The sequence below is a fragment of the Cupriavidus sp. 05T41 genome, assembly GCF_056396525.1.
In genome coordinates this window covers 49,794-75,686 of record NZ_JBFTLQ010000014.1, presented here as the reverse complement: position 1 = coordinate 75,686, position 25,893 = coordinate 49,794, and the positions used below count along the sequence as shown (strand labels likewise).

The window sequence follows — 25,893 nt, the reverse complement described above, 5'->3', positions numbered from 1 at the left end:
TGCGCCGCTCACCCGCAGTGCGAATCTGCAATGACCAGGCATGCGGGAAAAATTTCCTGCCGGGAACCTAGCAGAATCCTGATAACGGGCTACGCCCCGCACAAGCCGGAGATCACACCAGCTTTGTGCCGGGCCCGGGCCGCCATCGGTAGGAACTCGTATACAACGCACGAACTCGTGCCGCGCACGGAAAGGATTGGCTATGACTGACAACGTTGGAGGCCCCTTGGGGCAAAAACCCAAGCTGAGCGCCGGTGCGGTGGCGATCCGATATGGCGGCATCGGGGTGGCGACACTCGTGCTCGCCGGCGCCTTCGCCTATGCGGGCGGCTGGCTCTCACCGGATCGCCTTACGCAGGACAAGGTCGTTTCCGGCTTCGAAGCGGCGAACGGAAAGCACGCAGGGTTCCGTCGCAATCATGCGAAGGGCCTCTGCGCGACAGGCTGGTTCGATAGCAACGGTTCGGGATCAGCGCTTTCCCAGGCCAGGCTGCTAGCCCGCGGGCGCGTGCCCGTGGTCGGGCGAATCGCCTTCGCCGGCGGCATGCCATTCGTTGCCGATGGACCCAGTCTCGTGCGAAGCCTTGCTCTGCAATTCAAGCCCGACGGTGGACAGGAATGGCGCACGGCGATGGTGGATATCCCCGTTTTTCCCTTCAGCACGGTGCAGGCGTTCTACGATCAGATGATGGCGTCGATTCCCGATCCGAAAACCGGCAAGCCCGACCCTGAGAAGGCGAAAGCGTTTGCTGCGGCTCACCCGGATTTCGTGGCTGCCGTCGGCATCGTGGGCCATCGCGCCGTCTCGTCTGGTTTCTCGAACAGCACCTATAACGCACTGGATACCTTCCTGTTCGTGGACAGGGCGGGCATCCCGGTACCGGTTCGCTGGTCCGCCGAGCCTGTCCAGCCATTCGCGCCGGTCGGCAAGCAGCAGGGCGCCGATCCGAACTACCTGTTCGACGCGCTGATCTCGGAGGTGGCTCAGCATCCCGTGCAGTGGAAGATGGTGGTGACCGTCGGCCAGCCGGGAGACCCCGTCAACCCCGACAAGGCGTGGCCCGATGGCCGGCAGAAGGTCGACATTGGCACGGTCACGCTCGACAAGGTGTCGAGCGAAGACAGTGGTACCTGCACCGACATCAATTTCGATCCAACGATCTTGCCGGCCGGAATCGAAACGTCCGCCGACGACATCCCGAGCGCCCGCTCTGCAGCCTATTCGCGTTCCTTCACCGTTCGCGAGAACGAGCGTCGCGAGAAGCCGACCAGCGCAGTCACACCGCAAGAAGTGAATGCAGGAGCAAAATCATGAGAACCACCATCCAAGGCTTCTCGGCGCCGTCGCGGATCCTTCACTGGCTGATGGCAGCGCTGATCCTGGCCATGTTGTTCATCGGCATCGGCATGGTAGCGACCGTCTCCGGCCGCTATGCCTTGCTACTGTCGATTCACAAGCCGCTCGGCGTTGCCATCCTGGTGCTCGCGGCAGTACGCCTGGTGAACCTCCTGATCAACCCGCCCCCGCCGCTGCCGGCCGCGCTTTCGCCGCTCCAGCGTCTGGCGGCACGGGCTTCGCATGCCATGCTCTATGTCCTGATGTTCGCGATACCGCTGATCGGTTGGGGCATGCTCTCGGCGGGCGGCTACCCGATCGCGCTCTATGGGCAAGCACAACTGCCGCCCATCCTGCCGCACAGCGCCGCCTTGTATGCGACGCTGCGCAATGCGCACACCATGCTTGCATTCTTGCTGTTCGCAACCGTTCTGGTTCACTTCGCCGCGGCGCTGTATCACGGGCTGATCCGGCGCGACGGTGTACTGGAAGGCATGACTACCTGGAAGCCTCAGCGATAGTCGCGCCAACCCTCCTTGCAGCTACCACGTGAGAATGGCGAGCGTTCCCGAATCAGGGGCTCGCCGCTCGCGCCGCGGGCGTGCAGATTCCTCGCTGGTCGTGGCGCTGGCTTGGTCTCGTCAGGGACGATGGGTGCTGCCCCGACGTATCGGAGGCGATGATCGGCTTCGCGATGGGTGGATTGCCGCTGGGCAGGATCACATGCCGTCAGAGCCGTACCCAGAGCGCGACGACGACGGCCATCGCGCAACTTGCGGCACAGATTCCGATCCAGGCCACTGCCAGCAGGACGTCGCGCGGCTTGTCGATGTTGAAGGTGTAGCCGTACTTGTCGCCGCTGTGGGTGCTGGTGCGCGGATCGCTGGCGTTGGCCAGGGTAGCGGACAGGATGCTGGCGCCGATGAGGCCGGCCGCGGCAAGGAGGCGTTTGTCGCGAGTGGTCATGATGTTCTCCAGTCGGGTAGCAGGATGGTGCCGGCGCGGAGGTCCGGCGGGTAAGGCGCGGCGTTGCGCAACACAGCTTGCTTCGCGGATCTGCCTGCTTCTACAACTCGGCTGGAACAGGGAGCGCCTGGCATTCGGGTGTGTCGAGCAGGCTTGCTTTGCCTTGCTGGAAGAATAGATTGGTCCTTGCGTGTGCGCACTCGTGCATGGGTTCGTTGTACTAACGCATTGGTAGCGGCAAGTCATCCTTTGGTTTAGGTGTGGCCGCGATAGGCCATCGCTACCCGCCGATGACCTGTGCGGAATCGGCAAAGCACCTGTACCCGCGCCGTGGCCTGGGCCAGGCGAAGGCGGTGCATGGAGCCGGCAGCCAGCGCGTAGCCAGCGCAGCTTGCCACTGCGTGGCGTTCGTCGGGCCACCGCGGTGGCATCGAGCACTGCCGCCAGGATCATGGCCTCGGCATTGCACGGCCGCGGGCGGCGTGGCGCACGGTGTCGCGCAATTCACGCAGCCGTACGCGCGAATGCGGCTTTCATCTTCCAGCTATGGGGGGTCTCGCCGAAGAAGCGCTTGAACACGGTGGTGAAGTGCGATTGCGAGCGCAAGCCGCAGCTCAGCGCAACGTCGAGGATGTTCTGGGAATCGGGGGGCAGGGCCCGGATTCCCGGGGAACGCGCGCGCGCTGACTGCCCGCACGCCCCCGGGATTGGCCGGGTTGCCTATTGCAGCGTGATATGTTTCTCGGTGACGACCTTGGCCCAGCGGTCCGCGTCCTTGCGGATCTGCGCATCGAACGCGGCGGGCGCGGTGCCGCTCGGCTCGGTGCCCAGCTCCAGCAGCTTGGACTTGACCTCGGGCAGGGCGACTGCCTTCGCGACCTCGGCGCTGAGGCGGTTGACCACCGCGTCCGGCGTGCCCGCCGGGGCAAACAGGCCGAACCAGCCTACGTCGGCAAACTGCGGATAGCCTTGCTCGACGAAGGTAGGCACGCTTTCGAGGCCTTTCCATCGGCGTGGACCGGTCACGCCGATGGCGCGGACGGTGCCGGCCTGGACATGTGGCTTGATCGCGAGCGGGTCGACGAACAGGCCATTGATCTGCCCGCCGATCAGGTCCTGGATCGCGGGCGCCGAACCTTTGTAGGGTACGTGCATCATGTCGAGCCCGGTGGCGGAAGCCAGCAGTTCGCCCCAGAGGTGCGAGCCGGTGCCGGCGCCGAAGGAACCGAAATTGAGCTTGGTGGACGCAGCCTTGCCATAGGCCACGTAGCTTTTCAGGTCGGTCACCGGCAGCTTGCGGTCGACCACGAACACGACCGGCGATGCGGCGATTTCCGCCACGCCCCTGAAGCTCTTGATGGCGTCATAGGGCAGGTCCTTGAACAGCGCCGGCTGGATGCTGTGCGCCGAGTTGTTCATCAGCAAGGTGTAGCCATCCGGCGCGGCCTTCGACGCGATCGAGTAGCCCACTATGGTCTGCCCTCCCGGGCGGTTGTCCACCACGACCGGCTGCCCCATCTGCCGCGACAGGGCCGCGCCGAGGGTCCGGGCGATGATGTCGGTCCCGCCGCCGGCGGCATAGGGCACGATGATGCGGATCGGATGCGTGGGGAAATCCGCGGGCTTCCCGGCGCGCGCGGGGTGGGGCGCCAGCATCAGCAAGCTGGCGGCCCCGGCCGCGAGGTACGCGGCCGTGTTGGACCTGGTCATGGTTGTCTCCTGTTTTTTTTCGATCTACTCGTTTTTCGATCTACTCGTACACCACCGAGTACTTGATGGTCAGCGTGGCGAAGGCCGCGTCGATGGTCGACATGGCGGCATTGCGCTCGGCCGGGCCCATGGCGGCGGGCAGGACCAGGGTCGAAGTCAGTCCCAGGTCGCCGCGATCCTCGACACGGATGTCCTGCACCGGTACCGGCGCGTCGCTTGCGGCATCCGCGAGCATCTGTTGCTGGGCGCGCCGGATGGCGTCGCCGCGCAGGACATTCTTCTGGATCTTGCCGACCGCTGTCTTTGGAATCACGTCGACCAGGTAGAACTGCTTGGGCACAGCGGCGCGCTCGGGAATCACTTCATAGGCATAGTGCTTCAGGCGGCCGAGCGGGTAGTCGCTGCCCGGCTTGAGCGCGATGTAGGCAACCGGCAGTTCGCCGGCATGCGCGTCCGGGATGCCGATCGCGGCGGCATCGAACACCGCCGGATGGCGATAGAGCGCCTCCTCGATCATGCGCGGATCGATGTTGTTGCCTCCACGGATGATCAGGTCCTTGGCCCGGCCGGTCAGCCAGAAGTAGCCTTCCTGATCCCGGTAGCCGAGATCGCCGGTGTTGAACCAGCCGCCCTCGAACCAGATACCACGGTTGTGCTTCGGATCGAGATAGCCGGCAAAGATGTTGGGGCCGCGCACGATCACCACGCCGGGCTCGCCGGGCTCGCAATCGCGCACGATGCGGTTATCGGCCACCTTGACCGCCTTCATCTGCTGGTAGGCCTTGCGAAATCCGATCGAGCCCGTGCGCGCCTCGCCGTAGCGCGGGTTGCAGGCGCTCAGCGCGGTGCCTTCGGTCAGGCCGTAGCCTTCCATGATGACCGAGCCGGTCTTCTTGCCGAAGGCCTCGGCGATCGCGGTCGACAGCGGCGCCGTGCCGCAGGTCGCGGCCTGCAGCGAACTGATGTCGGCACCGTCGATCGGGATGTTCAGCAGCATGTTGACCACGCTTGGCACCATGCTGATGGTGGTGACGCGGAAGCGCTCGATGATGCGCCAGATGTTGCGGATCACCGAAGGGTCGCGCCAGCCGCCGGAGGTCAGCATGACTACCGAGGCCCCGCGCGCCAGCGGCATCAGGCAGTTGGTCAGCACGCCCGTGACATGGAACATCGGCACGCCGCAGACGCGCACGTCCTCGGGCTGGACGTCATATTGCATGCCGCTGACCCAGGCCATGAAGACCTCGTTGCCATGGGTGTGGAGAGCGAGCTTGGGTGTGCCCGTGGTCCCGCCGGTATGGAACATCGAAGCGGTGTCCGCGGGAGCGATCCGCCGCCCGCTGTCGAGCGACTCGGCGCTCAGGCGCGGCAGCTCGGCCAGGAGGTCGACGATGCCGTCCTCACTTGCGGGACCGCCGCCTGCCTTGATCCAGTGCCGGACTTCGGGCAGGTCCTGCCGGATCAGCATGGCTTTGTTCCATGCCTCGATATCCGCGTCGGGGCCGTAGACAATCACGGCCTTCGCCCCCGCATTGCTCAGCAGGGCACGGATGATCTCCGGCTCCAGCATCCAGTTGACGGGGCAGGCGATGCCGGCGGCCTCGCTGCCCCAGATTGCGTATTGCGACTCCGGCGCTACTGGCATGAGAATGCCGATCACGTCGGTCGGGCCGATCCCGAGCGAATGCAGCAGGTTGGCGGTCTGGGTGATGCGCCCGAACAGCTGCCCGTGGGTGACCGTGGTGGCGCGGTCCAGCTCGTCACCCGAGGCGAAGTGGTACAACGCCGGGGCGTCGGGCGCGCGATCGCGCGCCAGGCGCAGCAGATCGTAGGTGCTGTCGGGCAGCTTGCGCCCGGCCAGCGGCGTCTGCTCGAAGCGCTCGATGTCGGCCAGGGTCGCGACCTGCAGGCGGGGATGGTAGATATCCTGCGCCGGGTCCGCGGCGCCAGGCGCGTGCGCGCCGGCGGCGGTTGCCAAGGTTGCTTGCGTCATGATCAGGATCCCCGGTAGGCCGGACGGCGCCTGTTCAGGAAAGCGTCGCCGCCTTCGTGCATGTCATCGGTGCTGAAGAGCGTGGCGAAGGCGAGCTGTTCCATCATCAGCGCCGTGTCCAGGTTCGTGTCCTGTCCGTTGTTGATCATCAGCTTGGCCATGGCGATGGAGTGCGGCGACTTCTCCGCGATGCGGTGCACGTAGGCCTTGGCCTCCTCGAGCAACTGCGCGGCGGGCACCACCTTGTTGACCAGGCCGATGCGGTAGGCCTCGTCGGGCTTGATGATCTCGCCGGTGAAGATCATTTCCTTGGCGCGCGTTGCGCCGACCAGCCGGACCAGGCGCTGGGTGCCTCCGCGCCCCGGGATCAGGCCGACATTGGTTTCGGTCTGCCCCATCAGGGCATTGTCGGCGGCCACGCGCAGATCGCAGGCCATGGCCAGTTCCAGGCCGCCGCCGAAACAGGGTCCGGCAATGGCCGCCACCACCGGTATGGTGCTGTGATGGATCAGCGCCCACAGGTCAGACGAGCCGCTGGTGGGGCCGAACGCGTCGATCGGGCGGCGCTTGAGCATCTCGACGAGGTCGCCCCCCGAGACGAATGCCTTGGTGCCGCCCCACAGGACGATGCCGCGGATTGTCTTGTCGGCCATCAGCGACGACATCGCCGCGTAGATGTCATTGCGCAGCGCGCCGTTGAGGGCGTTGTACTTCTCGAGCCGGTTCATCGTGACGATGCCGCAGCTGCCATCCCGGTCGACGAACACGGTGTCGTATTCGGTGATGCCGGTGCTCGGGTTCTTGGTCATGTTGCTGTCTCCTGGCTTGTTGGCGCTTCTTAGTGGATGAATTCGAACAGGCCGGCGGCACCCATGCCGCCTGCCGCGCACATGGTCACCACGCCGTACTTCGCCTTGCGGCGGCGCCCCTCCAGCAGCAGGTGGCCAACCTGGCGCGCGCCGGTCATGCCATAGGGATGGCCGATCGCAATCGCGCCACCGTTGACGTTGACGCGTTCCTCGGGCAGCCCCAGCTGGTCGATGCAGTACAGCGCCTGGCAGCCAAAGGCCTCGTTGAGTTCCCACAGGTCGATATCGTCGACGGTCAGCTCGTTGCGCTCCAGCAGGCGGGGAACGGCGCGCACCGGCCCGATGCCCATTTCGTCCGGCTCCACGCCCGCGGTCGCCAGGCCGATGAAATAGCCGAGCGGCACCAGGCCGCGCCGTTCGGCTTCCTTCTCTGACATCACCACGAGCGCCGCGGCGCCGTCCGACAACTGGCTGGAATTGCCGGCGGTCACCTGGTATCCCTCGCCCTTCACCGGGGGCAGGGCGCTGAGCTTCTCCAGCGTGGTGTCGGGGCGGTTGCCTTCGTCGGCTTCGAGCAGGCATGCCTCCGAGACGGTTTGCCCGGTCGCCTTGTCGGTCACGCCCTTGGTCGTGGCAAGCGGCACGATCTCATCCTTGAACAGGCCGGCCTGCTGGGCACGGTCGGTGCGCTGCTGGCTGCGCACGGAGAAGGCGTCCGATCGTTCGCGCGACATGCCATAGCGCTTGGCCAGGATCTCGGCGGTATCGATCATGTGCAGGTACACATCCGGCCGGTGCTGGGCAAGCCAGGCTTCCTGTTGCGCCGTCTTGAGCGTCACGGGCTGCGACAGGCTGATCGATTCGACGCCGCCGGCGACCATGACCGGCACCTTGTCGATCAGTACCCGCTGCGCAGCGAAGGCGACCGCCTGGAGGCCGGACGCGCAGAAGCGCGTGAGGGTCGTCCCGCTCACCGATACCGGCAGGCCGGCGCGAATGCCGCCGGCACGGGCGACATTGCCGCCGGTGGCCGCCACCGGCTGGCCACAGCCGAAGATGATGTCTTCGACTTCGGCACCGTCGAGCCTGGCGCGCCGCACGGCATGTTCGATGGCATGCCCGGCCATGGTGGCGCCATGCGTCTGGTTGAACGCGCCGCGGCCGGCCTTGCCGATGGGGGTACGGGCGTAGGAAACGATTACTGCGCGAGACATAGACTCTCCTTGGATGGTGGCTGTCGCGGGGGATTCCCGATCCCGGTCCGCAACGAATATAGACAGTGGATACATTAAGGCGGACCGATCCGGCTGGACGCGATGCCTGGATGGCATCGGCTGGCCGCGGAAGACTGCATCGGCTCATCAGTGTATCCACTGTCTACATGCTAGTGAGCGGATCTGGAGAGGTCAAGCGCTCAGCGTCGTTGCGCGGGTTTACCTCGATCTTGCGGTGAGCAATGGACGGGGGAAGACGGCGGCCGCCGGCCGTCGGCGGCTATCGGGATGCCTGCACGGCATCCACGATTTCGCTCGACAGCGTTTCCGAGCGCGCCGCGCGGGCGAGTACCAGGCCACCGACCATCGTGGCCAGCATCAGGATCGCATCCTTGCGCGAGGACTCACTGTCATCCCCCGCGATCAGCCGGATCAGCGAGCCGACGCGGGCCTCGAATCGCTTCCGGGTCTTGGCATCGAGTCGCGAGACATCCGTGCCGAGGGCGGCGATCGCGCAGCCGCTTTCCGGATGGTCGCGGTGCTTCTTGCTCATGTAGGCTTGAAGGATGGCACGCTTGCGCTGCTTCGCCGGCGCCGCGGACGCGGCCGCATCGAGAAAGGCCATGGTCTGGTCGAAGGCAGCGTCGACCGCGTCGGCGATCAGGGCATCCTTGGAATCGAAGTGCGCGTAGAAACCGCCATGGGTCAGGCCGGCGCTCTTCATCAACTGCGCCACGCCAATGCCGTTGACGCCGTGTTCGCGAAACTGGGCCGAAGCCGCCGAGATGATCTGATTGCGGGTTTCGGCCTTGTGATCTGGCGAGTAACGCACGATGGGGACTCCGTCATGATGAAGGGCAGCGACGCCCGTTGAAATGACGGCCATCATACATTCATGATGATGATGCCGGTGAGCCGGCTGTCATCGCTGTGCAATCTATAGTATGACGGGCATCATGGAATAACCAGGCCGAAGTGACGGATGCGGTGGAGCGGCGATCGTGCCTGGCTCTTCCTAGGGTAAGCACCGAGGTGGAAGTGAATTGCATTGCTTGACGACCCCGGATCGCCTGCCTAGGATGTAGACACCGGATAGATATTGCCTGCGTCGCCGCTGGCGCCGGCCGGATACGGTTGTGGCGAGAGCCGGAGCGGCGTGGCCAACCCGGGGCGAGTGACCCGACAGCGTGGAGGAATGAGATTTGGAACTGACTGGAAGGCAAGTCATCAAGGCGCCCAGGGCGGAGGTCTGGCGGCGCCTGAACGACCCTGGCACGTTGCAGCGGTGCCTGCCGGGGTGCGAGCACTATCAGAAAGCCGAGGGCGACGCCTATGACGCGGTGATCGTTGCCGCCATCGGTCCCATCAAGGCCCGCTTCAAGGGTACCGCCCGCTTCTCCGACCGGCAGGAGGGAATCGGCTATCGCATAGAGGGAACCGGCACCGGGGGCATGGCAGGCTTCGGCAAGCTCGACGCGGATGTCCGCCTGGAGGACATCGATGGCGGCACGTCCCTGCACTATGCCGCAGTTGCACAGATGGGCGGCAAGCTGGCGCAGATCGGTTCCCGGCTGGTGGGGGCGGTCGCCAACAAGTTCCTGGCGGATTTCTTCTCCCGTTTCGAGACACTGGTGATGGAATCGGGCGAGGGTGGTGCCGCCGTGGCGGCTTCCCCGCCGCAGGGCGCGCCAGTCGCCGCGGCGCAGTGATCCGTGGCCTGCGATGAGACGGGGATGAGGAGGCAGCGTGCCGGAGGAAGCTGGTTTCTTTTTTTTCATTCTTTAGTATGATGGTCATAATTCCATAGCGTGCGGCCGCCTCGCGGGCGGCCGGCACATAAAGGAGGCAAGGTGGCGCAAGTGAAGATACACAACACCATCAATGGCGTGAGCGCAAGCACCGAGACGGAGCCGAGGCAGCTCCTGGTGCACATGCTGCGGGACGCCATGCGCCTCACCGGCGTACACATCGGCTGCGACACCTCCCAGTGCGGAGCCTGCACCGTGCTGCTCGACCAGCGCACGGCAAGGTCCTGCACGGTGCTTGCCGTGCAGACCGACGGGAGCGCGATCCACACCATCGAGGGCATGGAGGACGATCCCACGGTGAACGTGCTCAAGGCAGCCTTCAATGAATGCCACGGCCTGCAATGCGGATTCTGTACGCCAGGGATGCTGCTTGCCGCGCGCGCGCTGCTGCTGCGCGTGCACTGTCCGTCGGAGGCGCAGGTGAGGGAGGCGCTGCACGGAAACCTGTGCCGGTGCACCGGCTACCAGAATATCGTCGACGCCGTCCTGCTGGCGGCGACAAGGCTTGCGCAGGGCAATGCGGTGGCCGTTGAGGAGCATTGCCATGAGTGAAGCCCCGCAAGACGCCACGACGCGCTATATCGGCAAATCCGTCAGGCGCCGGGAAGACCGGCGCCTGATGAGCGGGCGCGGCAGGTTTACGGATGACTTCCAGTTCCCCGGGATGGTATTCGCCGCCTTTGTCCGGTCTCCCTTCGCCCATGCGGACGTCCGCCATGTCGACACGGCGCAAGCGCTCGCGCTGCCCGGCGTCGTGGGCGTATTGACCTACGCGGATATCCAGGGAAAGGTCGGCGATATCCGTCCGAACTGGGTCGTGGGGGACTCGAAAGTGCCGGCCCATCCGCCGCTTGCCGCGGGGCGGGTGCGCTACGCCGGCGAGGCTGTCGCCATGGTGCTGGCAGGCACGCGAGAACTCGCGGCCGATGCCGCCGAGCTGGTGGCGGTCGAGTACGGGGAACTGCCAGCCGTGGCCGATGCGCAGGCGGCACTGTCTGCGGGCGCGCCGCAACTCCACGCCAATGTGCCGGGCAACCTGATCGGCGTCTACCGCGTCAAGGGCGGCGACTATGACGACGCGCTCAGGCAGGCCGACCGCGTGGTGTCGATCCGCCTGGTCAACCAGCGGCTGATACCCAGCCCGCTCGAGCCGCGCGCGCTCTGCGCCAGCTATGACCCGGTCGACGAGCAGCTGACTTTCATCGTGCCTACCCAGGTGCCGCATATGTCGCGGCGCTGGCTCTCGGAAGCCCTGGGCTGGCCGGAGCACCGGATCCGGATCGTCGCGCCCGACATCGGGGGCGGGTTCGGCGCGAAGATGCACTTCTATGCCGAAGAGGTGCTGGTAGCGTTTGCGTCCAGGCATTTCGGCCGGCCGGTCAGCTGGACCGAGTCCCGCAGCGAGAGCCATGTGGCCACCACGCACGGCCGCGCCCATGTGGAATATGTCGAAGCCGCGGTCAAGGATTCCGGCAAGGTACTGGGCATCAAGGTGCAATCGTTCGCCAACCTCGGGGCCTATCTTTCCAATATGGCCACCGGTATCCCGACGGTCAACACGGCCAGCTACGTCACGGGCAACTACCAGATCAGCTCGGTCGACGTCGAGGTCAATCTCGTCACGACCAACACCACGCCGGTCGACGCCTATCGCGGCGCCGGCCGGCCGGAGGCGGCCTATATCGTCGAGCGGATGATGGATGCGGTCGCCGGTGAGCTGGATATCGATCCGGTCGAGCTCCGGCGGCGCAACCTGGTGCAGGCCGACCAGTTCCCCTATCAGCCGCATAACAATGCGCGCGGAAAATGGGATAGCGGCAACTACCAGGCGTGCCTGGACAATGCCACCGAACTGGTCGACTACACCGGCTGGCGCCTGCGCCAGGCGGAGCTGCGGCAGCAAGGCAAGTACATCGGCATTGGCGTGACCTGCTACCTGGAACTGGTGGGCATGGGCATCTCCGCCCTGTTGCTGAGGGTCGGCTTCGATCGCGGCGGGTGGGAGAGCGCCCATATCCGGGTGCACTCCGACGGCAAGGTAACGCTGTTCAGCGGATCGATGCCGCAAGGGCACGGCCATGCCACCAGCTACGCGCAGATCGTGGCCGAGGTGCTGCAACTCCCGATGGAGGACGTCGATGTCGTGCAAGGCGACACCGACCGCGTGCTCGCGGGCCACGGGACGTTCAATTCCCGCTCGATGCCGGTCGGGGGCTCGGCGGCCTACCTGGCCGCGGGCAAGATTCTCGCGAAGGCCCGCAAGATCGCCGCGATCATGCTGGAGGCGCCGGAGGAGGATGTCCGCTACGCCGACGGCCGGTTCTCGACAGCGGCGGCGGACACCACCGTTGCGTTTTCCCGGGTGGCGCGCATGGCTTATGTCGCGAGCAAGTTGCCCAGGGATGTCGAGCCCGGGCTGGAAGAACGCGTGTTCTACGAGCCCACCTCGATGGGGGCGCCCAACGGTTGCCATGCGGTGGTCGTCGAGGTGGACATCGAGACTGGCATGGTAGAGATACTCGACTACGTCGCGGTAGACGATGTGGGGGTACTGATCAATCCCATGCTCTGCCACGGCCAGATGCACGGCGGTATTGCGCAGGGCATCGGCCAGGCCCTCTTCGAGGAGGCGAGGTACGACGAGGCGGGCCAGCTTTTGTCGGGATCGCTGCTCGACTACGGCTTCCCGCGGATCGAGCAGGTTCCCCGCATGCGCACCAGTTTTCACGTCTCGCCCTCGCCGACCAATCCACTCGGGGTCAAGGGCATCGGCGAGGCCGGCTGCGTCGGCGCGCCGCCGGCGGTGGTGGCGGCGGTATGCGACGCGCTGAAGCCATTCGGCATCTCCCATCTCGATATGCCCCTGACGCCGCCCAAGATCTGGCGCGCGATCCACGAGGCCAACAGGAGCGAGGCATGATCCCGTATCCGTTCGACTATGTCAGGGCAAGCAGCCTGCCCGACGCGCTCGCACTGCTGTCAGGCGATGCGGACGCGAAGCTGGTGGCCGGAGGCCATTCGCTTCTGCCCCTGATGAAGCTGAGGCTGGCCAGGCCGTCCCTGCTGGTGGACATCGGCCGGCTGCCCGAGCTGAAGGGCGTGGAAATCCACCAGGATCACATCTCGATCGGCAGTGCCACGACCCACGCCGAACTGGAGTCGGACAGCCAGCTGAGGGCATTGGCCCCGATGTTTGCCCGGGTTGCGGGCGTCATCGCCGATCCCGCGGTGCGTAATCGCGGAACCATCGGCGGGGCGCTGGCAAACGCCGATCCGTCGGCGGACTGGCCGGCTGCCATGCTCGCGCTGGAGGCCGAAATGGAGCTGGCCGGCGCCAACGGCACGAGACGTGTGCCGGCGCACGCGTTCTTCGTGGGGTTCATGTCCTCGGCCGTGCAGCCCGACGAGATCCTCGCCCGCATCCATATTCCCATGCCGGCCGCGCTGCGGGTCGGATACCGGAAGTTCCGCCATCCATCGTCGGGCTATGCCGTGGCCGCCGCCGCCGTCGCGCTGCGGTTCGCGGGGAGCCGGTGCGTGGGCGGCACGATCGGGATCACCGGCGTCGCCGACACGGCTTTCCGGCCTTATGCCGCCGAGGCTTTGCTGGGCGCCGGCTTCACGGGCGGGGCCGATGACATGGATCGCATCGCAATGGCGGCGTTTGCCGGCGTGACGCCGCTGACGGACAGCTTTGCCGATGCAGCGTACCGGCTTCAGCTCGGCAAGGTCATGCTGAAACGGGCGCTGGCGGATGCCATGGAGATAACGGGCCCGGGTGCCTGGCAGGCGCACCGTCCGCCCGGAGATTTTGCGAAACCGACAAGCAAGGAGTCAACGGAGTGAATGCGATGAAAGCAAGAGAAGTCGTGCTGTGCCAGCCGGTTCGCACAGCCATCGGGGCCTACAACGGCGCGCTCAAGGCTACGCCTGCGACCGAGCTCGGCGCGACGGTGATCGGCGAGACCTTCCGTCGTTCTGGCCTCGACCCGGCCCTGGTCGGCAGCGTGGTGTTCGGCAACGTGGTGCAGGCAGGCAACCGGATGAATCCGGCGCGGCAGGCCGCCATCGGAGCGGGCCTGCCGGTTTCGGTGCCCGCGATGACAGTCAATCGGGTATGCGGCTCCGGCGCGCAGGCCATTGCCACGGCGGCCGACGAAATCCGCCTCGGCTATATGGACGTGGCGATCGCCGGCGGCATGGAGAACATGGACCAGGCGCCCTACCTGATGCCTGCCGCCCGCTGGGGAAGCCGCATGGGCGATGCGGCGCTGCATGACAGCATGCTGCGGGACGGCCTGGTGGATGCGTTCTCGGGCGAACACTCCGGCTGGCATACCGAGGATCTGGTGGAGCGCTGCAAGATCAGCCGCGATGAACAGGACCGCTGGGCCGAACGCTCGCAGAGCCGTTTTGCCCGCGCCCAGGCGCAAGGCCGTTTCCTCGCGCAGATCGTCGGCGTGCCGGTGAAGGCGAAGGGCGGCGCGGTGATGTTCAGCGTGGACGAGGCGAATCGCCCGGACACCACGTTCGAGGTCCTCAGCCAGCTGCGGCCGGCGTTCCGCAAGAACGGCACCATCACGGCGGGCAATGCGCCGGGGCTCAATAGCGGCGCGGCAGCCATGCTGGTCGCCGAACGTTCCGTGGCCGAGGAAAGGGGACTGGCGCCGATGGCGAGGCTGGTGGCCTATGGCGTCGGCGCCGTGGAGCCGGGCCTGTTCGGCCTCGGCCCCGTGCCGGCCGTGCGCCAGGCCCTGGAGCGTGCGCAATGGGCGCTGGGCGATATCGAGCGGATGGAAATCAACGAGGCATTCGCGGCGGTGCCGCTGGCGGTTGCCGCCGAACTGGGCCTGCCGCACGACATCATCAATGTGGATGGCGGCGCCATCGCGCACGGCCACCCCATCGGCGCGACCGGCGCGATCCTGACCACGCGGCTGCTGCACTCGATGCGCGCGGACGGGATACGCCGGGGCATCGTGACCCTGTGCATCGGCGGCGGCCAGGGCATCGCCCTCGCGGTCGAGGCCCTGGCCTGAGCAGGCAGGCGAGGTGGCGAGGCGGCGAGGGACCGCTATCAGGCGCCCACGCCAAACCTTGCCGCCGGCGCGCTGCGCGAAAGGTTCGGGAACAGGGCCGTACGCGCGGATTCGTAGGCGTTCCAGTCGGCCACGTCGGGCAGTGACGGCACCGTGAAGACCTCGCCCTGGTCCAGCCCGGCGAGCGCCGCGTCGACCATGTCGTCCGCCGACATCACCCAATCCTGCGGCAGATTGTCCGCCGGCTGGCCGGCGACATCCCAGAACTCCGTGCGGGTCGCGCCGGGCAGCACGGCCTGCACGCGCACCCCCTTGTCGGCAAGTTCATGCTTGAGCGACCGGGTCAGCGCCAGCACGAAGGCCTTGGACGCGCCGTAGACGCCGTTCAGCAGTTCGGGGGAAATCGCCACGACCGAGGCAATGTTGATGATCGTGCCGGTACCGCGTTCCACCATGCCGGGAACGGCCGCATAGGTCAGCCGCGTCAGCGCCACCACATTCAGCTCGATCATCGACTGCATCTTGTCCACGTCAGAAGCCAGCAGCGGCGCGACCGCGCCCACGCCGGCATTGTTGACCAGCGTGGTGATGCTGGCATCGGTGCGCAGCAGCGTTTCGATGCGGCGGACGTCGGCTTCCGCGCCCAGGTCGGCCGTGACGATCTCGACCGAACGGCCAGTCTCGTCGGTCAGGCGCTGCGCCAGCGTCTCCAGGCGCTCGCGGTTGCGCGCCACCAGTACCAGGTCGTAGCCGCGCCGCGCCAGGCGGTCCGCGTAGATGGCGCCGATGCCGGAAGATGCGCCAGTGATCAGGGCCGTACCGGGTTGTGTGGTATTCGTCATGTCTTCTGCTCCAGTCTTGCCGTGGCCGACACCATGTCGGCCAGCACAGGAGCTAGAGTAGGCGCCAGGCCTGATGGCATCAATGTCGTAGATCCAACGTTTTAGGACATGGCCCCGCCAAGCTATCGCAGGAGGCAATTGCGCGGCACGAGCGGCCGGCACATGGCGGCGGTACCGCCCTGGACCGGCTGGCGCCGGGCTTTCGCAGGCCGGATGGCACTTGCCCCGGCGCACCCGGATGGCCTTCGCCTGCAATGCAATGCGGGTGGCGGGCAAGGTTGCAATGCGGACAAGATCGCACTAACTTTTATTTGTTCGCCACGGTCGGTACGACGATTCGGCCGCGAAAGTTCCGCGCGCAACTGTCTCGAAGGAGTAGCCAGCATGACACGTGTTCTGCTAACGAACCTGAAGCCCGACATCTCCGACGAGGATATCCGCGCCTTCCTGGCCAAGTACGGCCTGCCGCCTTGCGATGAGATAGAACATGTGCCCGGGGATGGCACGCGCCCCGCAGCGGAACTGGTCTTCCATGCGATCGACGCCGACACCTTGCGCAAGGCGCTGCCTCGAATTCATCACATCTTCTGGAATCAGCGCGAGCTCAGCGCGCTCATCCTGTCCGATCGATTTACCTGAACCCGGCGCAGCGGCTGGTCACGACCAATGCGTGGCATGTCCGCTGTGAAGGCAGCCAATCTGGTCTTGCCTGACGGCCTGAAGACTGCAGCGAGGCTGGTCGCCGGCACTCAAGGACGCTGCCTCAGGCGGTATATGGCCCGGGTGGCTGGCCTTCACCCAGCGAGCGCAGGAGTGTCGGAACCTTGGCCCTGCTGGTGGCCTGCACTTTTGTGATGAGGGTATGGTCCACGCGATTCACGCCGTACGTCTGGGCGATGTCGGATCGCAGTCGGTGCCACAAATGACAGGTCATCTCCGCGTCGACCATGGCCCGGTGAGCTCGCCCGGGTTTGGGCAATTGCAGCATGTCCACCAGCGTCGATAACCTGTGATTGCCGGCGTGCGGGTAGAGCCGCCTCGACACGAGCATCGTGCAGGCAAAGGACTGGTCGGCGGCCATGCCGAGAAGCCCAAGCTCAGACTGCCAGAAGCGCCGGTCGAAGCCGGCATTGTGTGCGACGACAGGGTGGTCGCCAACGAACTCGGCTGCTTCGCGCATTACCTTTGACGCGGCGGGTGCCGACGCGATCATGTCGTTAGTGATGCCCGTCAGATTCACGACATCGGAAGGGATACGCCTGCCCGCATTCATCAGGCTTTGATAGCGGTCGACGATCTGCCCGTCGCGCAAAAGGATGACGGCAATTTCCGTAGCCCGGTCACCTTGACGCGGCGACAGCCCCGTCGTTTCGAAATCCAAAACCGCAACTGTCTGCACGTTGCCTTTCCCTGTAAGTCTTTAGGCTCCAATCTCTGCTGTCGGATGCAGCCTCGTCATCGCCCAGCCGTGCGTCAGCTGCCGGGAACGCACCATGTTCGATGGCTCCCTGCATATCGTCGAGGGCTTCCTCAAGCCCTGCGACGAATTCCGGCACCGTGCGAATGCTACACGAGAAGCTGCAAGCCTATGCCGAGAGGGGCGGTCGCCGATCCTCTGGCGAATCCACAAGAGGCCCGTTGACTTGCCCTGGCAGGGGGATCGGGTCGCGCAGCAGCGGGTGACAACGGTACGACCGCACGAGGCGCTTGCCACTTATACCGCGGAGACGCCGCTCGCCTGTGCCGCGGCGCCGAAGATCGGCGGCGCAGTGACGATGGAACGAAGCGCGGGCTCGGCAGGCCTGAGGGCGGCGAGGTCGGGAACGGGACGGCGCAATGCCGCCGATGCGGCAAACGCCGTTTCCATCGCCTGGGCCACGCCCAGGGTTTCACCGTCGCCCCGGAACCGGCCGGTCACCTGCAGGCCGAACGGCATGCCGAGGTCGTCGGTGCCGCAGGGCAGCGAGATGGCAGGGTGCGTGGTCAGGGTCACGACATACGTCAGGGCCAGCCAGCGGTAGTAGTTCTCCTGTTTCTCGCCGTTGATGGTATCCGCGTACAGGCTGGTCCACGGGAACGGCGAGACCGGCGTGGTGGGCGACAGGATGACGTCGTAGTCCCGATAGGCCTGCTGGAAGCGCTGCAGGATGCGGTTCTGCTCGGCCTGCGCCCACGCGCTATCGGCCAGCGACATCTTCGCGCCCATCTCGTAGTTCGCACGGGTGTTGGGGCCGAGGCTGGCGGGATCGCGCTGGTAGGCCTCGTGCATGCCGGCGACGAAGCTCTCGGCGCGCAGCACGTCGAAGCAGCGGTGCACATCGCCCAGGTCGAAGGTCACCTCATCGCACTGCTTGAACAGATGCCGCATCGCGGCAATCTTCGCGCGGAACACGCGGCGGATACCGTCGTCCACCGCGCAGCAGCCGAAGTCCTCCGTCCAGCCGACCCGCAAGGCCGACAGGTCCACGCGTGCCGGCGAGAGGAAAGCGGCCGGATTTACCTCGTAGCTCAGCGGATCGGTGACCGATACACCCGCCGAAGCCGCAAGCTGCAGGCAGGCATCGGCGACTGTGCGGCCCATTGGGCCGACCACGGAGATCGGGGTCCAGCCCAGCAGCTTGCGCGAGTTGGGTACGATGCCTGGCGAGGGCCGGAAGCCGACCACGCCGCACTTGGCCGCGGGAATGCGCAGCGAGCCACCGGTGTCGGAGCCGGTGCAGACCGGCAGGAAATCGGCCGCCAGCGCGGCGGCCGAGCCGCCGGAGGACCCGCCCGCATTGAGGTTCGGGTTGAAGGGGTTGCCGGTCGCGCCCCAGACGGCGTTGCGGGAGTTCGCGCCGGCGCCCATTTCCGGGATGTTGGTCTTGGCAACGACGATGGCGCCGGCCGACCGCAGCCGCGCTACCAGCACGTTGTCCTCGGTGGGCAGATGGCCGCGAAACAGCGGCGAGCCGTAGGTGGTGAGCAGCCCCGCGGTTGCCTCCAGGTCCTTGACGCCAAGCGGCAGTCCGTGCAGCAGGCCGAGTGATTCGCCGCGCATGACCGCCTGCTCGGCGGCCCGGGCTTCCGTGCGTGCCCGCTCGTAGCAGGTCGCCGTGATCGCGTTGATGGCCGGGTTGTAGGTTTCGATGCGGGAAATGCACGCGTCCAGCAATTCAACCGGCGAGATTTCCTTGGTGCCGATCAGGCGGCGAAGTTCGACTGCGGAAGCCGAGGTCAGCTTGTCTTGCTCGTTCATGAAGTAGGGTCTCCTCGGGCCGTTTCGTCCTGGAACCGGCGGCCCGCGTCTGGAAGGTCAATCGAGCTTGATATTGGCGCGTTGCGCGATGGCGCGCATCTGCGGCATTTCCTTTTCGATCATGCTGGTGACTTGCTTGCCCGGCGCGTAGGAGGGCTCGATGCCGTTGTCAGCCAGTTTCTTGCGCGTAGCCGGATCGGCGATGGCCTCGGCCAGCGCCTTCTCCAGCTTTGCCTTGACTTCGGGCGGCAGGCCTCGCGGCGCGACGAGCGCGATCCAGGTGCTGGCGTCCATGCCGGGATAGCCGCTTTCCGCCACGGTCGGCACGTTCGGCAGCAGCGACGAGCGCTTTGCCGTGGTGACCGCGATAGCCTTGATCTTGCCGGACTTGAGTTGCGGGATGGCCGCGGCCACGGTGTCCACGCTGAAGGGGATCTGGCCGCCGATCAGGTCGGTCATGGCCGGAGAGCTGCCCTTGTAGGGCACATGGAGCATCTTGATGCCGGTGAGGTTCAGGAGCGCTTCGCCGGCGAAATGGGCGGTCGTGCCGGCGCCGAACGAGCCGTAGGAGTACTTGCCGGGGTCTGCCTTTGCCGCGGCGACGAACTCCTTGAGGTTGTTGACGGGAACGTCGTGGTTCGCGAGCAGTATCAGGCCGGTCGAGCCGATCAGGCCGATCGGCTCGAAGCTCTTCTGCGGGTCATAGGGGAGCCGCGGGTAGACAGCGGGGTTGACCGTGAACGTGGTGCCGGACGTCGCCATCAGCGTGTAGCCGTCCGGCGCGGACTTCGCGACATAACTCGCGCCGACAACGGTGCCGGCGCCGGGACGGTTGTCGACTATCACGGTCTGGCCAAGCCGTTCTCCCAGTTTCTGGCCGACCAAGCGGCCAACGACATCGGTGGCGCCGCCTGGCGGAAACGGCAGGACAAGCTGGATCGGTTTCGACGGGTAGCTTCCCTGCGCGGCGGCGAGGGCTGGCGCCAGGCCGGCCCCGGCGGCAAGGCCGCAAGCCATGAGGAGGGACAAGACGGGGCGGGCAGGGGATCGCATATTGATGCTCCGGCAGGATGGGTAAGCGACGCGCGACAGCGGTGCGCCGGGTAACACCATCATCGTACGATCAAGTTGGAATGAAATCGTAGCAATGTTTAGAACTATTGATTGCCAAATCGGCAATCCGTAGAATTGACCGCATCCCTGTTCATTTGCGCCGAGGCGCCCCCATGTCCTACCGCATCCTGCAGGAAACCGCCGTGCGCTACTTTCTCGAGGTGGTGCGCACCGGCACGGTCAAGGACGCTGCCCTGAAGCTGAACGTCGCGCCGTCGGCGGTGAGCCGGCAGATCGCCAAGCTGGAAAGCGAGCTCGATACCCTGTTGTTCGACCGGCGGGCGAGGGGGCTGGTCCCCAATGCGGCAGGAGAGTTGCTGGCGGCACACGCCAAGCGCACGCAACAGGACATCGACCGCGTGGCGGGCGATATCCAGGCGCTGCGCGGCTTGCGCGTGGGGCGGGTGCGGCTGGCGAGCGTGGAGGGCATCGCGCACGAATTCATTCCGTTGCTGGCGGCGAGCTTCAGGGAAAAGTACGTCGGGATCCGCTTCGACCTCGACGTCTGCCCGCAAGGCGACATTGCCCGGCGCATCCGCGATGGCGAGGCCGACGTGGGCATCACGCTGAGCGGGCTTCCCGAGCCGGAGATCGAAGTGGAGCTGCGTCATCCGGCCCCCGTGCTCGCCATCATGGCGCCCGGCCATCCGCTGGCTGGACAGCGCCAGATTTCACTGTCGCAGGTCGTCGAATATCCGCTCGCGCTGCCGCCCAAGGACAGCTCGCTGCGGCAGTTGCTCGACACCAGCTGCAGTCGCCAGGGCCTGCGCTACCAGACCGTCTTTTCCAGCAACCATCTGGACTCGCTGGCCGGATTCGCGGCAGCGGGGGGCGATGTCATCACTTTCTACGGCGAGCTTTCCGTGCGGGGCCGCCTGAAGGCCGGCACCGTCGCCGCCGTGCCGTTGCGCGACCGGGAGCTGAACGAGCGCTATATCGAGATCCAGACCCTGGCCAAGCGAAACCTGCCGCCCGCGGGGCGGGCCTTCGTCCAGCACCTGACGGAGGCCATCACGGCGTGAGCGGTGAATGATTGCCTTATCGGCAATCATTTATTCGATTAATTGCTCGCGACGCATATTCCGTTTAGCCGGGCCAGCGTGGAGAATCGGGGCACGGATTCTCTCCCTCCTGCTACCCCTACGGCTCGCCATGACCCAGATCGCAAATCTGCCCTTTTCCAAGATCCGCATCGCCAACGGCCTCGCCTTCCTCTCCGGCGAGTTGCCGCTCGAGGCCAACGGCAGCATTCCCGAGGGCATCGAGGCCCAGACGCACCTGGTGCTCGCGCGGATCGCGGCTACGCTTGAAGAGGCCGGCCTGACGCTCGGCGATGTGGTCTCGGCAACGGTCTATCTCACCGACAAGACGGATTTCGCGGGGTTCAACCAGGCGTATCGCGAGCATTTCCAGGATCCGCTGCCGGTCCGCACCACGGTCTGCTGCGACCTGGTGCTGCCGGCCCGCCTCGAAATCTCGGTGGTCGCCGCGACCCGCTCCTGAAACACGGACTACCGGCATGACAACGGACATCGTGGTACTTGGCGCCGGCATGGTCGGCGTGTGCACGGCAGTCGCGCTGCGCCAGCGCGGGCATGCGGTCGTGCTGGTCGACCGGCAGGCGCCCGGCAGGGAAACGTCATATGGCAACGCGGGCATCATCCAGCGCGAAGCGGTTCAACCCTATGCTTTTCCGCGCGAATGGATGGCCGTCCTTCGCGTGATCACCCGCCAGGGCAACGATGTCCACTACCACCCCGGCGCGCTCGCGGGCCTGCTGCCGACGCTGGCCCGCTACTGGCGCGAGTCCGCGCCCAAGCGGTATGCGGGCACGGTGACAGCCTACAGCGCGCTGATTCGCCACTGCCTCACCGAGCACGACAGGCTCATCGCGCTGGCCGGCGCGCAGGACCTTGTGCGCAAGTCAGGGTGGCTGCAGGCTTATCGCAGCAACTCGCCATTCGACCATGCGGCGCGCGCCGCGAGCGCGGTCGCGCGCGAGCACGGGCTCGATTGCCGCATCCTCGACCGGGCCGGGCTTGCCGCTGCCGAGCCGGCGCTGCACGGGACGATGGCCGGCGCGATCCACTGGCGCGATCCCTGGACCATCGCCGACCCCGGCGAGCTGGTCAGCCGCTACGTCACACTGTTCGAGAAAGAGGGCGGCATCGTCCGCCGCGGCGACGCCACCACGCTGAAGCCGGCCGGCACCGGCTGGACCGTGGCAACCGAAGACGGCCCCCTCACGGCGGCGCATGCCGTGATCACGCTAGGCCCTTGGGCGCCAGCCTTGACCAGGCCTCTCGGCTATCGTTTTCCGCTGTTCGTGAAGCGCGGATATCACCGCCACTATGCGGTCGAATCGATGCCGGAGCTGCCGCTGCTCGATGCCGAGCATGGCCTGATGCTGGCGCCGATGCAGCGCGGCTTGCGCCTGACCACGGGGGCTGAGTTCGCCCACCACGAAGCGCCGCCGACCCCCGTCCAGTTGCAGCGCGCCGAGCGCTACGCCCGCGAGCTGGTCCGGCTCGGCGCGCCGGTAGAGGACACGCCCTGGCTCGGCGCCCGGCCGTGCGTTGCCGACATGAAGCCCGTCGTGGGCAGGGCGCCACGCCATCGTGGGTTGTGGTTCAATTTCGGGCACGCCCATCAGGGCTTCACGCTGGGCCCGGTCACGGCGCGCCTGATCGCCGAACTGCTCGACGGCGTGCCACCCTATATCGATCCCCGCCCGTACGACCCGATCCGCTTCGGGGGCTGACGTCTGCAGACGGTGCGCCGCCCGCACCGGGAGCCAGTGCCAGGACTCGTCCGCGCATCGACGCTGTCGGCGCCAGAGAACGCAATTAACGCCCCAGAGAATTACCCACTGACAACACGCGCACGTTGTGCGCGGGCTTGCAACCGTCCTGGCTCTGCCTGGTGCCGGGGGCTGCCCAGGCGCATGTGGCACGGCAGCAAGCAGGCGAGCACGAGACAGTTGGCGACGGTCGTTTGCGTGATGCGAATGATTATGACAATCATCAGTAATTGACGGCGCCATCAACTAGACTTAGCCGCATGTATCGCCTGCCGAGCATCCGCGAGCTGGGAGGAGCCAATGCCCGCCTTCGCCGTTCCTGTTCTCGCCCCCCGCTTGCTCCCGAAGACGCGCGCACAACGCATCACCATTGTCGTGCGTATCGGAAGCGCCGCCCCTGTTGCGTACGCCCAGCCGGCAGAGGCCACGGAGCCATCCGGTACGCCATCCGCGCCGGCATCGGCGGCCATGCTGCCTCAGGTCACCGTGCGTGGCGACACTTCGCCCGACGTATCGCCGCCGCCTCATGCCACCAGGAATCACCATGCAGAACGTTGGAATCTTCCACCTCTGGTCGCAAGGCGACTTCGTCATACGCGCGGCCGCCATTGTTCTGCTCGCAATGTCACTGCTGTCGTGGATCGTGATTCTCAGCAAGGCGTGCGATCTGGTTCGCCTCAGGAAGAATGTGCATGACGCAGAAGGGCGCTTCTGGCACGCGGACGATTTCGACCACGCGCTGGACACGCTGGGCGCCGGCCAAGTCAATCCCTTCCGCGCGCTCGCCCTGGCCGGCAAGGACGCCATGCAGCGCCACCACGCACACCAGCCGCAACTGCATGCCCAACTGGATATCTCGGACTGGCTGACCCGCTCGCTGAAGATGTCGATCGAAGAAGCCGTGGCCCGTATGCAGGCGGGCCTTGCCATCCTGGCATCGGTAGGCTCCACCGCACCGTTCGTGGGTCTGTTCGGCACCGTATGGGGGATCTATCACGCGCTGATCGGCATTGGTGCGTCGGGCATCCCGACGGTAGACAAGGTGGCCGGCCCCGTTGGCGAGGCCTTGATCATGACCGCATTCGGCCTGGCCGTGGCCATTCCCGCCGTGCTGGGCTACAACGCGCTGAGCCGTGGCAACAAAGGCGTGATCAGCAAGCTCAACCGTTTTGCGCACGATCTGCACGGCTACTTCGTGACCGGAACACGCCTGCACCCCAGCGCTTCCCGCCGGGCCGAGGACGGGCCGGTGCGGCTGGCTGTCAGGAACTAAGCGGGTTTGGCGGTACCAGAGGGACACCCATGCAATCTGGCACGCTCCACGCCATATCCATGGCGCCGGTGCCTGCCGCCGCGCCGTGGTCTATCCTGAAGGCAGCCCGGCCTCGCCGGCTGGACGCCGGGCGCAGGATGGCCGTCATCTGTTCGGTATTGCCAGCCGTGCTGACCAGAAGCGAGGCAGGTGCCATGCTCAGGAACACCGTTTCAGCGCTGGCCGCGATCTTGGCGCTGGGGCTGCCGGCGTTCGCCGGCGCCGCCGCTCATCCGTCCGGCACGCTGGCCGTGACGTTCATCCATCCCGAGACCTATACCGATGCCTCATGGTCGCAGGGATACGGCAGCGACCGCCAGGTGCTTGAGGAAATCAACCAGCATCTGGCCCGGCTCGCCGCCCGCTCGCTTCCCGAAGGCTACGCGCTCACGATCGAGGTGCTCGACATCGACCTGGCCGGCTATGTCGACTGGCGCTACGCGTCGCAGATCCGGGTGATTCGCGACGCCACATGGCCGCGCATGAAGGTCAGGTATGTGCTCAAGCATGGCGACGAGGTCGTCGCCAGCGGCGAGGAGCGCATGTCCAACATGAACTTCAACTGGGGCGTCAATCTGTACGGCTACTCGGACCGGCTGCGCTACGAGAAAGCCATGCTCGACGACTGGTTCGAGCGGAGGATTGCCAAGGTCACTGGCCACGCCTGACCGGCCAGGGCAGGGCGTTCCAGGCCGGACGCGCGGCGGTCCCGGCACCGCGCGCAAGCGGATGCGCCATCCCTGGCGTCCCGGGCTGCGCACATGCCCTGGCCCGCACGACTATGCCTCGTCGATCTCGCCGAAGCGGGCGGCGAGGAAGTCGATCAGTGCTCGTACTGACGGCAGGAGGCCGCGGCGCGACGGATACACGGCATGAATGACACCGCCCCGCGGCTGCCAGGCGGGTACGAGGTGGACCAGGTGTCCTTGTCTGAGCTGATCCGTGATCAACATGGACGGCAAGCACACAACCCCGATCCCCGCCGTTGCCGCGCGAAGAAGCGTGAGCATGTCGTCTGTCACGAGCCTGGGTACATGCCGCACTTCGGCGAAGGCGCCTTCCGGGCCTTCCAGGCGCCATACGTGGCTGGACTGGGCCGGGCCCAGGTCAAGCGTGGGAAGGTGCGCCAGATCCGCGGGAGACCGCGGCTCGGCCTGGCCCGCCAGGAGCCGGGGACCCGCCACCACGCACCATGCACGCCCGGCCAGCACCTTCATCACGAGATCGCTGTCGTCTAGCGGCGGTACCCGTACCCGGATGGCAACATCAACGCGCTCTGCAATCACGTCCACGCGCCGGTTGGTGGCCTCGAGATGCACGGTTACCTTGGGGCACGCAGCCATGAACTCTGCCACCATCTCGCCAACTCTGGCGTGAAGCAGGGCCACCGGGCAGGTGACGCGGACAATGCCCTGGGGCTCCGAGCGGGTCAGGTCGATCGCCTGCTGTGCCGCTTCAGCCTCCACCAGCACCGCCTTGCAATGCCCGTAGTAACTGTGTCCGATCTCGGTCACCGAAAAGCGCCGCGTGGAGCGCTGGATCAGGCGCACGGCGAGTCGCTCCTCCAGCAAGGCAATGCGACGGCTGAGCTTGGACTTCGGGATCCCGAGTGCGCGACTGGCGGGCGCGAAACCTTGATGGTCCACCACCTGGGCAAAGTAGAAGAGATCGTTCAGGTCCTGTTGCATCGCGGCATCATCATCGTCCTATGGA

General features: G+C 66.2%; 24 protein-coding genes and 1 pseudogene. 13 read left to right on the top strand and 12 right to left on the bottom strand.

What is annotated here, in order from left to right; genetic code table 11:
• Positions 1-202 precede the first annotated feature (202 nt).
• Complete coding sequence (locus tag AC1DKV_RS11465) at positions 203-1,315, top strand: catalase family peroxidase (RefSeq protein ID WP_441619790.1); 1,113 nt, start codon at positions 203-205, stop codon at positions 1,313-1,315.
• Complete coding sequence (locus tag AC1DKV_RS11460) at positions 1,312-1,857, top strand: cytochrome b (RefSeq protein WP_441619788.1); 546 nt, start codon at positions 1,312-1,314, stop codon at positions 1,855-1,857. The genes AC1DKV_RS11465 and AC1DKV_RS11460 overlap by 4 nt, the downstream gene beginning before the upstream one ends.
• 208 nt (positions 1,858-2,065) lie before the next feature.
• Here AC1DKV_RS11460 and AC1DKV_RS11455 read toward each other — a convergent pair whose 3' ends face one another.
• The 7 genes and pseudogenes from AC1DKV_RS11455 to AC1DKV_RS11425 form a co-directional block, all read right to left on the bottom strand.
• Positions 2,066-2,302 (bottom strand): hypothetical protein, encoded by a 237-nt coding sequence (locus tag AC1DKV_RS11455; protein WP_441619786.1) that lies wholly within the window; start codon positions 2,300-2,302, stop codon positions 2,066-2,068.
• Positions 2,303-2,806: 504 nt separating this feature from the next.
• A pseudogene (locus tag AC1DKV_RS11450) lies at positions 2,807-2,938 on the bottom strand (AraC family transcriptional regulator); the annotation flags it as partial.
• An 84-nt stretch (positions 2,939-3,022) separates the two neighbouring features.
• Positions 3,023-4,012: a Bug family tripartite tricarboxylate transporter substrate binding protein gene (locus tag AC1DKV_RS11445; protein WP_441619784.1), complete on the bottom strand. Its 990-nt coding sequence runs from the start codon at positions 4,010-4,012 to the stop codon at positions 3,023-3,025.
• Positions 4,013-4,052: 40 nt separating this feature from the next.
• Positions 4,053-6,005 (bottom strand): acyl-CoA synthetase, encoded by a 1,953-nt coding sequence (locus tag AC1DKV_RS11440; RefSeq protein WP_441619782.1) that lies wholly within the window; start codon positions 6,003-6,005, stop codon positions 4,053-4,055.
• Positions 6,006-6,007: 2 nt separating this feature from the next.
• Positions 6,008-6,814: an enoyl-CoA hydratase/isomerase family protein gene (locus tag AC1DKV_RS11435; RefSeq protein ID WP_441619780.1), complete on the bottom strand. Its 807-nt coding sequence runs from the start codon at positions 6,812-6,814 to the stop codon at positions 6,008-6,010.
• Positions 6,815-6,843: 29 nt separating this feature from the next.
• Complete coding sequence (locus tag AC1DKV_RS11430) at positions 6,844-8,028, bottom strand: acetyl-CoA C-acyltransferase (RefSeq protein WP_441619778.1); 1,185 nt, start codon at positions 8,026-8,028, stop codon at positions 6,844-6,846.
• A 280-nt stretch (positions 8,029-8,308) separates the two neighbouring features.
• On the bottom strand, positions 8,309-8,917 hold the full coding sequence (locus AC1DKV_RS11425; protein ID WP_441619777.1) for a TetR/AcrR family transcriptional regulator: 609 nt from the start codon (positions 8,915-8,917) through the stop codon (positions 8,309-8,311).
• 313 nt (positions 8,918-9,230) lie between these two features.
• Here AC1DKV_RS11425 and AC1DKV_RS11420 point away from each other — a divergent pair, with 313 nt between their 5' ends.
• The 5 genes from AC1DKV_RS11420 to AC1DKV_RS11400 all read left to right on the top strand — a co-directional run bounded on the left by AC1DKV_RS11420 (position 9,231) and on the right by AC1DKV_RS11400 (position 14,875).
• Complete coding sequence (locus AC1DKV_RS11420; RefSeq protein ID WP_441619775.1) at positions 9,231-9,737, top strand: SRPBCC family protein; 507 nt, start codon at positions 9,231-9,233, stop codon at positions 9,735-9,737.
• Between the two features lie 150 nt (positions 9,738-9,887).
• Positions 9,888-10,388 carry a (2Fe-2S)-binding protein gene (locus AC1DKV_RS11415; RefSeq protein WP_441619773.1) on the top strand — a complete coding sequence of 167 codons (501 nt, stop codon included), beginning with the start codon at positions 9,888-9,890 and terminating at the stop codon, positions 10,386-10,388.
• Complete coding sequence (locus AC1DKV_RS11410) at positions 10,381-12,756, top strand: xanthine dehydrogenase family protein molybdopterin-binding subunit (protein ID WP_441619771.1); 2,376 nt, start codon at positions 10,381-10,383, stop codon at positions 12,754-12,756. The genes AC1DKV_RS11415 and AC1DKV_RS11410 overlap by 8 nt, the downstream gene beginning before the upstream one ends.
• Complete coding sequence (locus AC1DKV_RS11405) at positions 12,753-13,682, top strand: FAD binding domain-containing protein (RefSeq protein WP_441619769.1); 930 nt, start codon at positions 12,753-12,755, stop codon at positions 13,680-13,682. Before AC1DKV_RS11410 ends, AC1DKV_RS11405 begins: the two co-directional genes overlap by 4 nt.
• A gap of 5 nt (positions 13,683-13,687) precedes the next feature.
• Positions 13,688-14,875 (top strand): thiolase family protein, encoded by a 1,188-nt coding sequence (locus tag AC1DKV_RS11400; protein ID WP_441619767.1) that lies wholly within the window; start codon positions 13,688-13,690, stop codon positions 14,873-14,875.
• A gap of 38 nt (positions 14,876-14,913) precedes the next feature.
• On the opposite strand, the gene AC1DKV_RS11395 is transcribed toward AC1DKV_RS11400, so the two are convergent.
• Entirely contained in the window at positions 14,914-15,717 is an 804-nt protein-coding gene (locus AC1DKV_RS11395; protein WP_441643433.1) for an SDR family NAD(P)-dependent oxidoreductase, read from the bottom strand.
• A 384-nt stretch (positions 15,718-16,101) separates the two neighbouring features.
• Between AC1DKV_RS11395 and AC1DKV_RS11390 the strand changes: the two genes are divergently transcribed.
• A complete protein-coding gene (locus AC1DKV_RS11390) occupies positions 16,102-16,356 on the top strand; it encodes an RNA-binding protein (RefSeq protein ID WP_441619763.1) in 255 nt (84 codons plus the stop codon).
• Positions 16,357-16,480: 124 nt separating this feature from the next.
• Here the strand turns inward: AC1DKV_RS11390 and AC1DKV_RS11385 are convergent, their stop codons facing one another.
• From AC1DKV_RS11385 to AC1DKV_RS11375, 3 genes are all read right to left on the bottom strand, one after another.
• Positions 16,481-17,116, bottom strand: a complete 636-nt coding sequence (locus tag AC1DKV_RS11385) for a 3'-5' exonuclease (protein ID WP_441619761.1) — start codon at positions 17,114-17,116, stop codon at positions 16,481-16,483.
• 315 nt (positions 17,117-17,431) lie between these two features.
• On the bottom strand, positions 17,432-18,955 hold the full coding sequence (locus AC1DKV_RS11380) for an amidase (RefSeq protein WP_441619759.1): 1,524 nt from the start codon (positions 18,953-18,955) through the stop codon (positions 17,432-17,434).
• Positions 18,956-19,012: 57 nt separating this feature from the next.
• Positions 19,013-20,008, bottom strand: a complete 996-nt coding sequence (locus AC1DKV_RS11375; RefSeq protein WP_441619757.1) for a Bug family tripartite tricarboxylate transporter substrate binding protein — start codon at positions 20,006-20,008, stop codon at positions 19,013-19,015.
• A gap of 173 nt (positions 20,009-20,181) precedes the next feature.
• Between AC1DKV_RS11375 and AC1DKV_RS11370 the strand changes: the two genes are divergently transcribed.
• From AC1DKV_RS11370 to AC1DKV_RS11350, 5 genes are all read left to right on the top strand, one after another.
• Positions 20,182-21,090: a LysR family transcriptional regulator gene (locus tag AC1DKV_RS11370; RefSeq protein WP_441619755.1), complete on the top strand. Its 909-nt coding sequence runs from the start codon at positions 20,182-20,184 to the stop codon at positions 21,088-21,090.
• A gap of 130 nt (positions 21,091-21,220) precedes the next feature.
• Positions 21,221-21,571, top strand: coding sequence for a RidA family protein (locus AC1DKV_RS11365; RefSeq protein WP_441619753.1), 351 nt, complete (start codon positions 21,221-21,223; stop codon positions 21,569-21,571).
• A gap of 16 nt (positions 21,572-21,587) precedes the next feature.
• On the top strand, positions 21,588-22,829 hold the full coding sequence (locus AC1DKV_RS11360; protein ID WP_441619752.1) for an NAD(P)/FAD-dependent oxidoreductase: 1,242 nt from the start codon (positions 21,588-21,590) through the stop codon (positions 22,827-22,829).
• A 583-nt stretch (positions 22,830-23,412) separates the two neighbouring features.
• Complete coding sequence (locus tag AC1DKV_RS11355; protein ID WP_441619750.1) at positions 23,413-24,141, top strand: MotA/TolQ/ExbB proton channel family protein; 729 nt, start codon at positions 23,413-23,415, stop codon at positions 24,139-24,141.
• A 29-nt stretch (positions 24,142-24,170) separates the two neighbouring features.
• Positions 24,171-24,848, top strand: a complete 678-nt coding sequence (locus AC1DKV_RS11350) for a DUF3016 domain-containing protein (protein WP_477137605.1) — start codon at positions 24,171-24,173, stop codon at positions 24,846-24,848.
• 111 nt (positions 24,849-24,959) lie between these two features.
• Here AC1DKV_RS11350 and AC1DKV_RS11345 read toward each other — a convergent pair whose 3' ends face one another.
• Complete coding sequence (locus tag AC1DKV_RS11345) at positions 24,960-25,868, bottom strand: LysR family transcriptional regulator (protein ID WP_441619746.1); 909 nt, start codon at positions 25,866-25,868, stop codon at positions 24,960-24,962.
• Between the last annotated feature and the right edge of the window lie 25 nt (positions 25,869-25,893).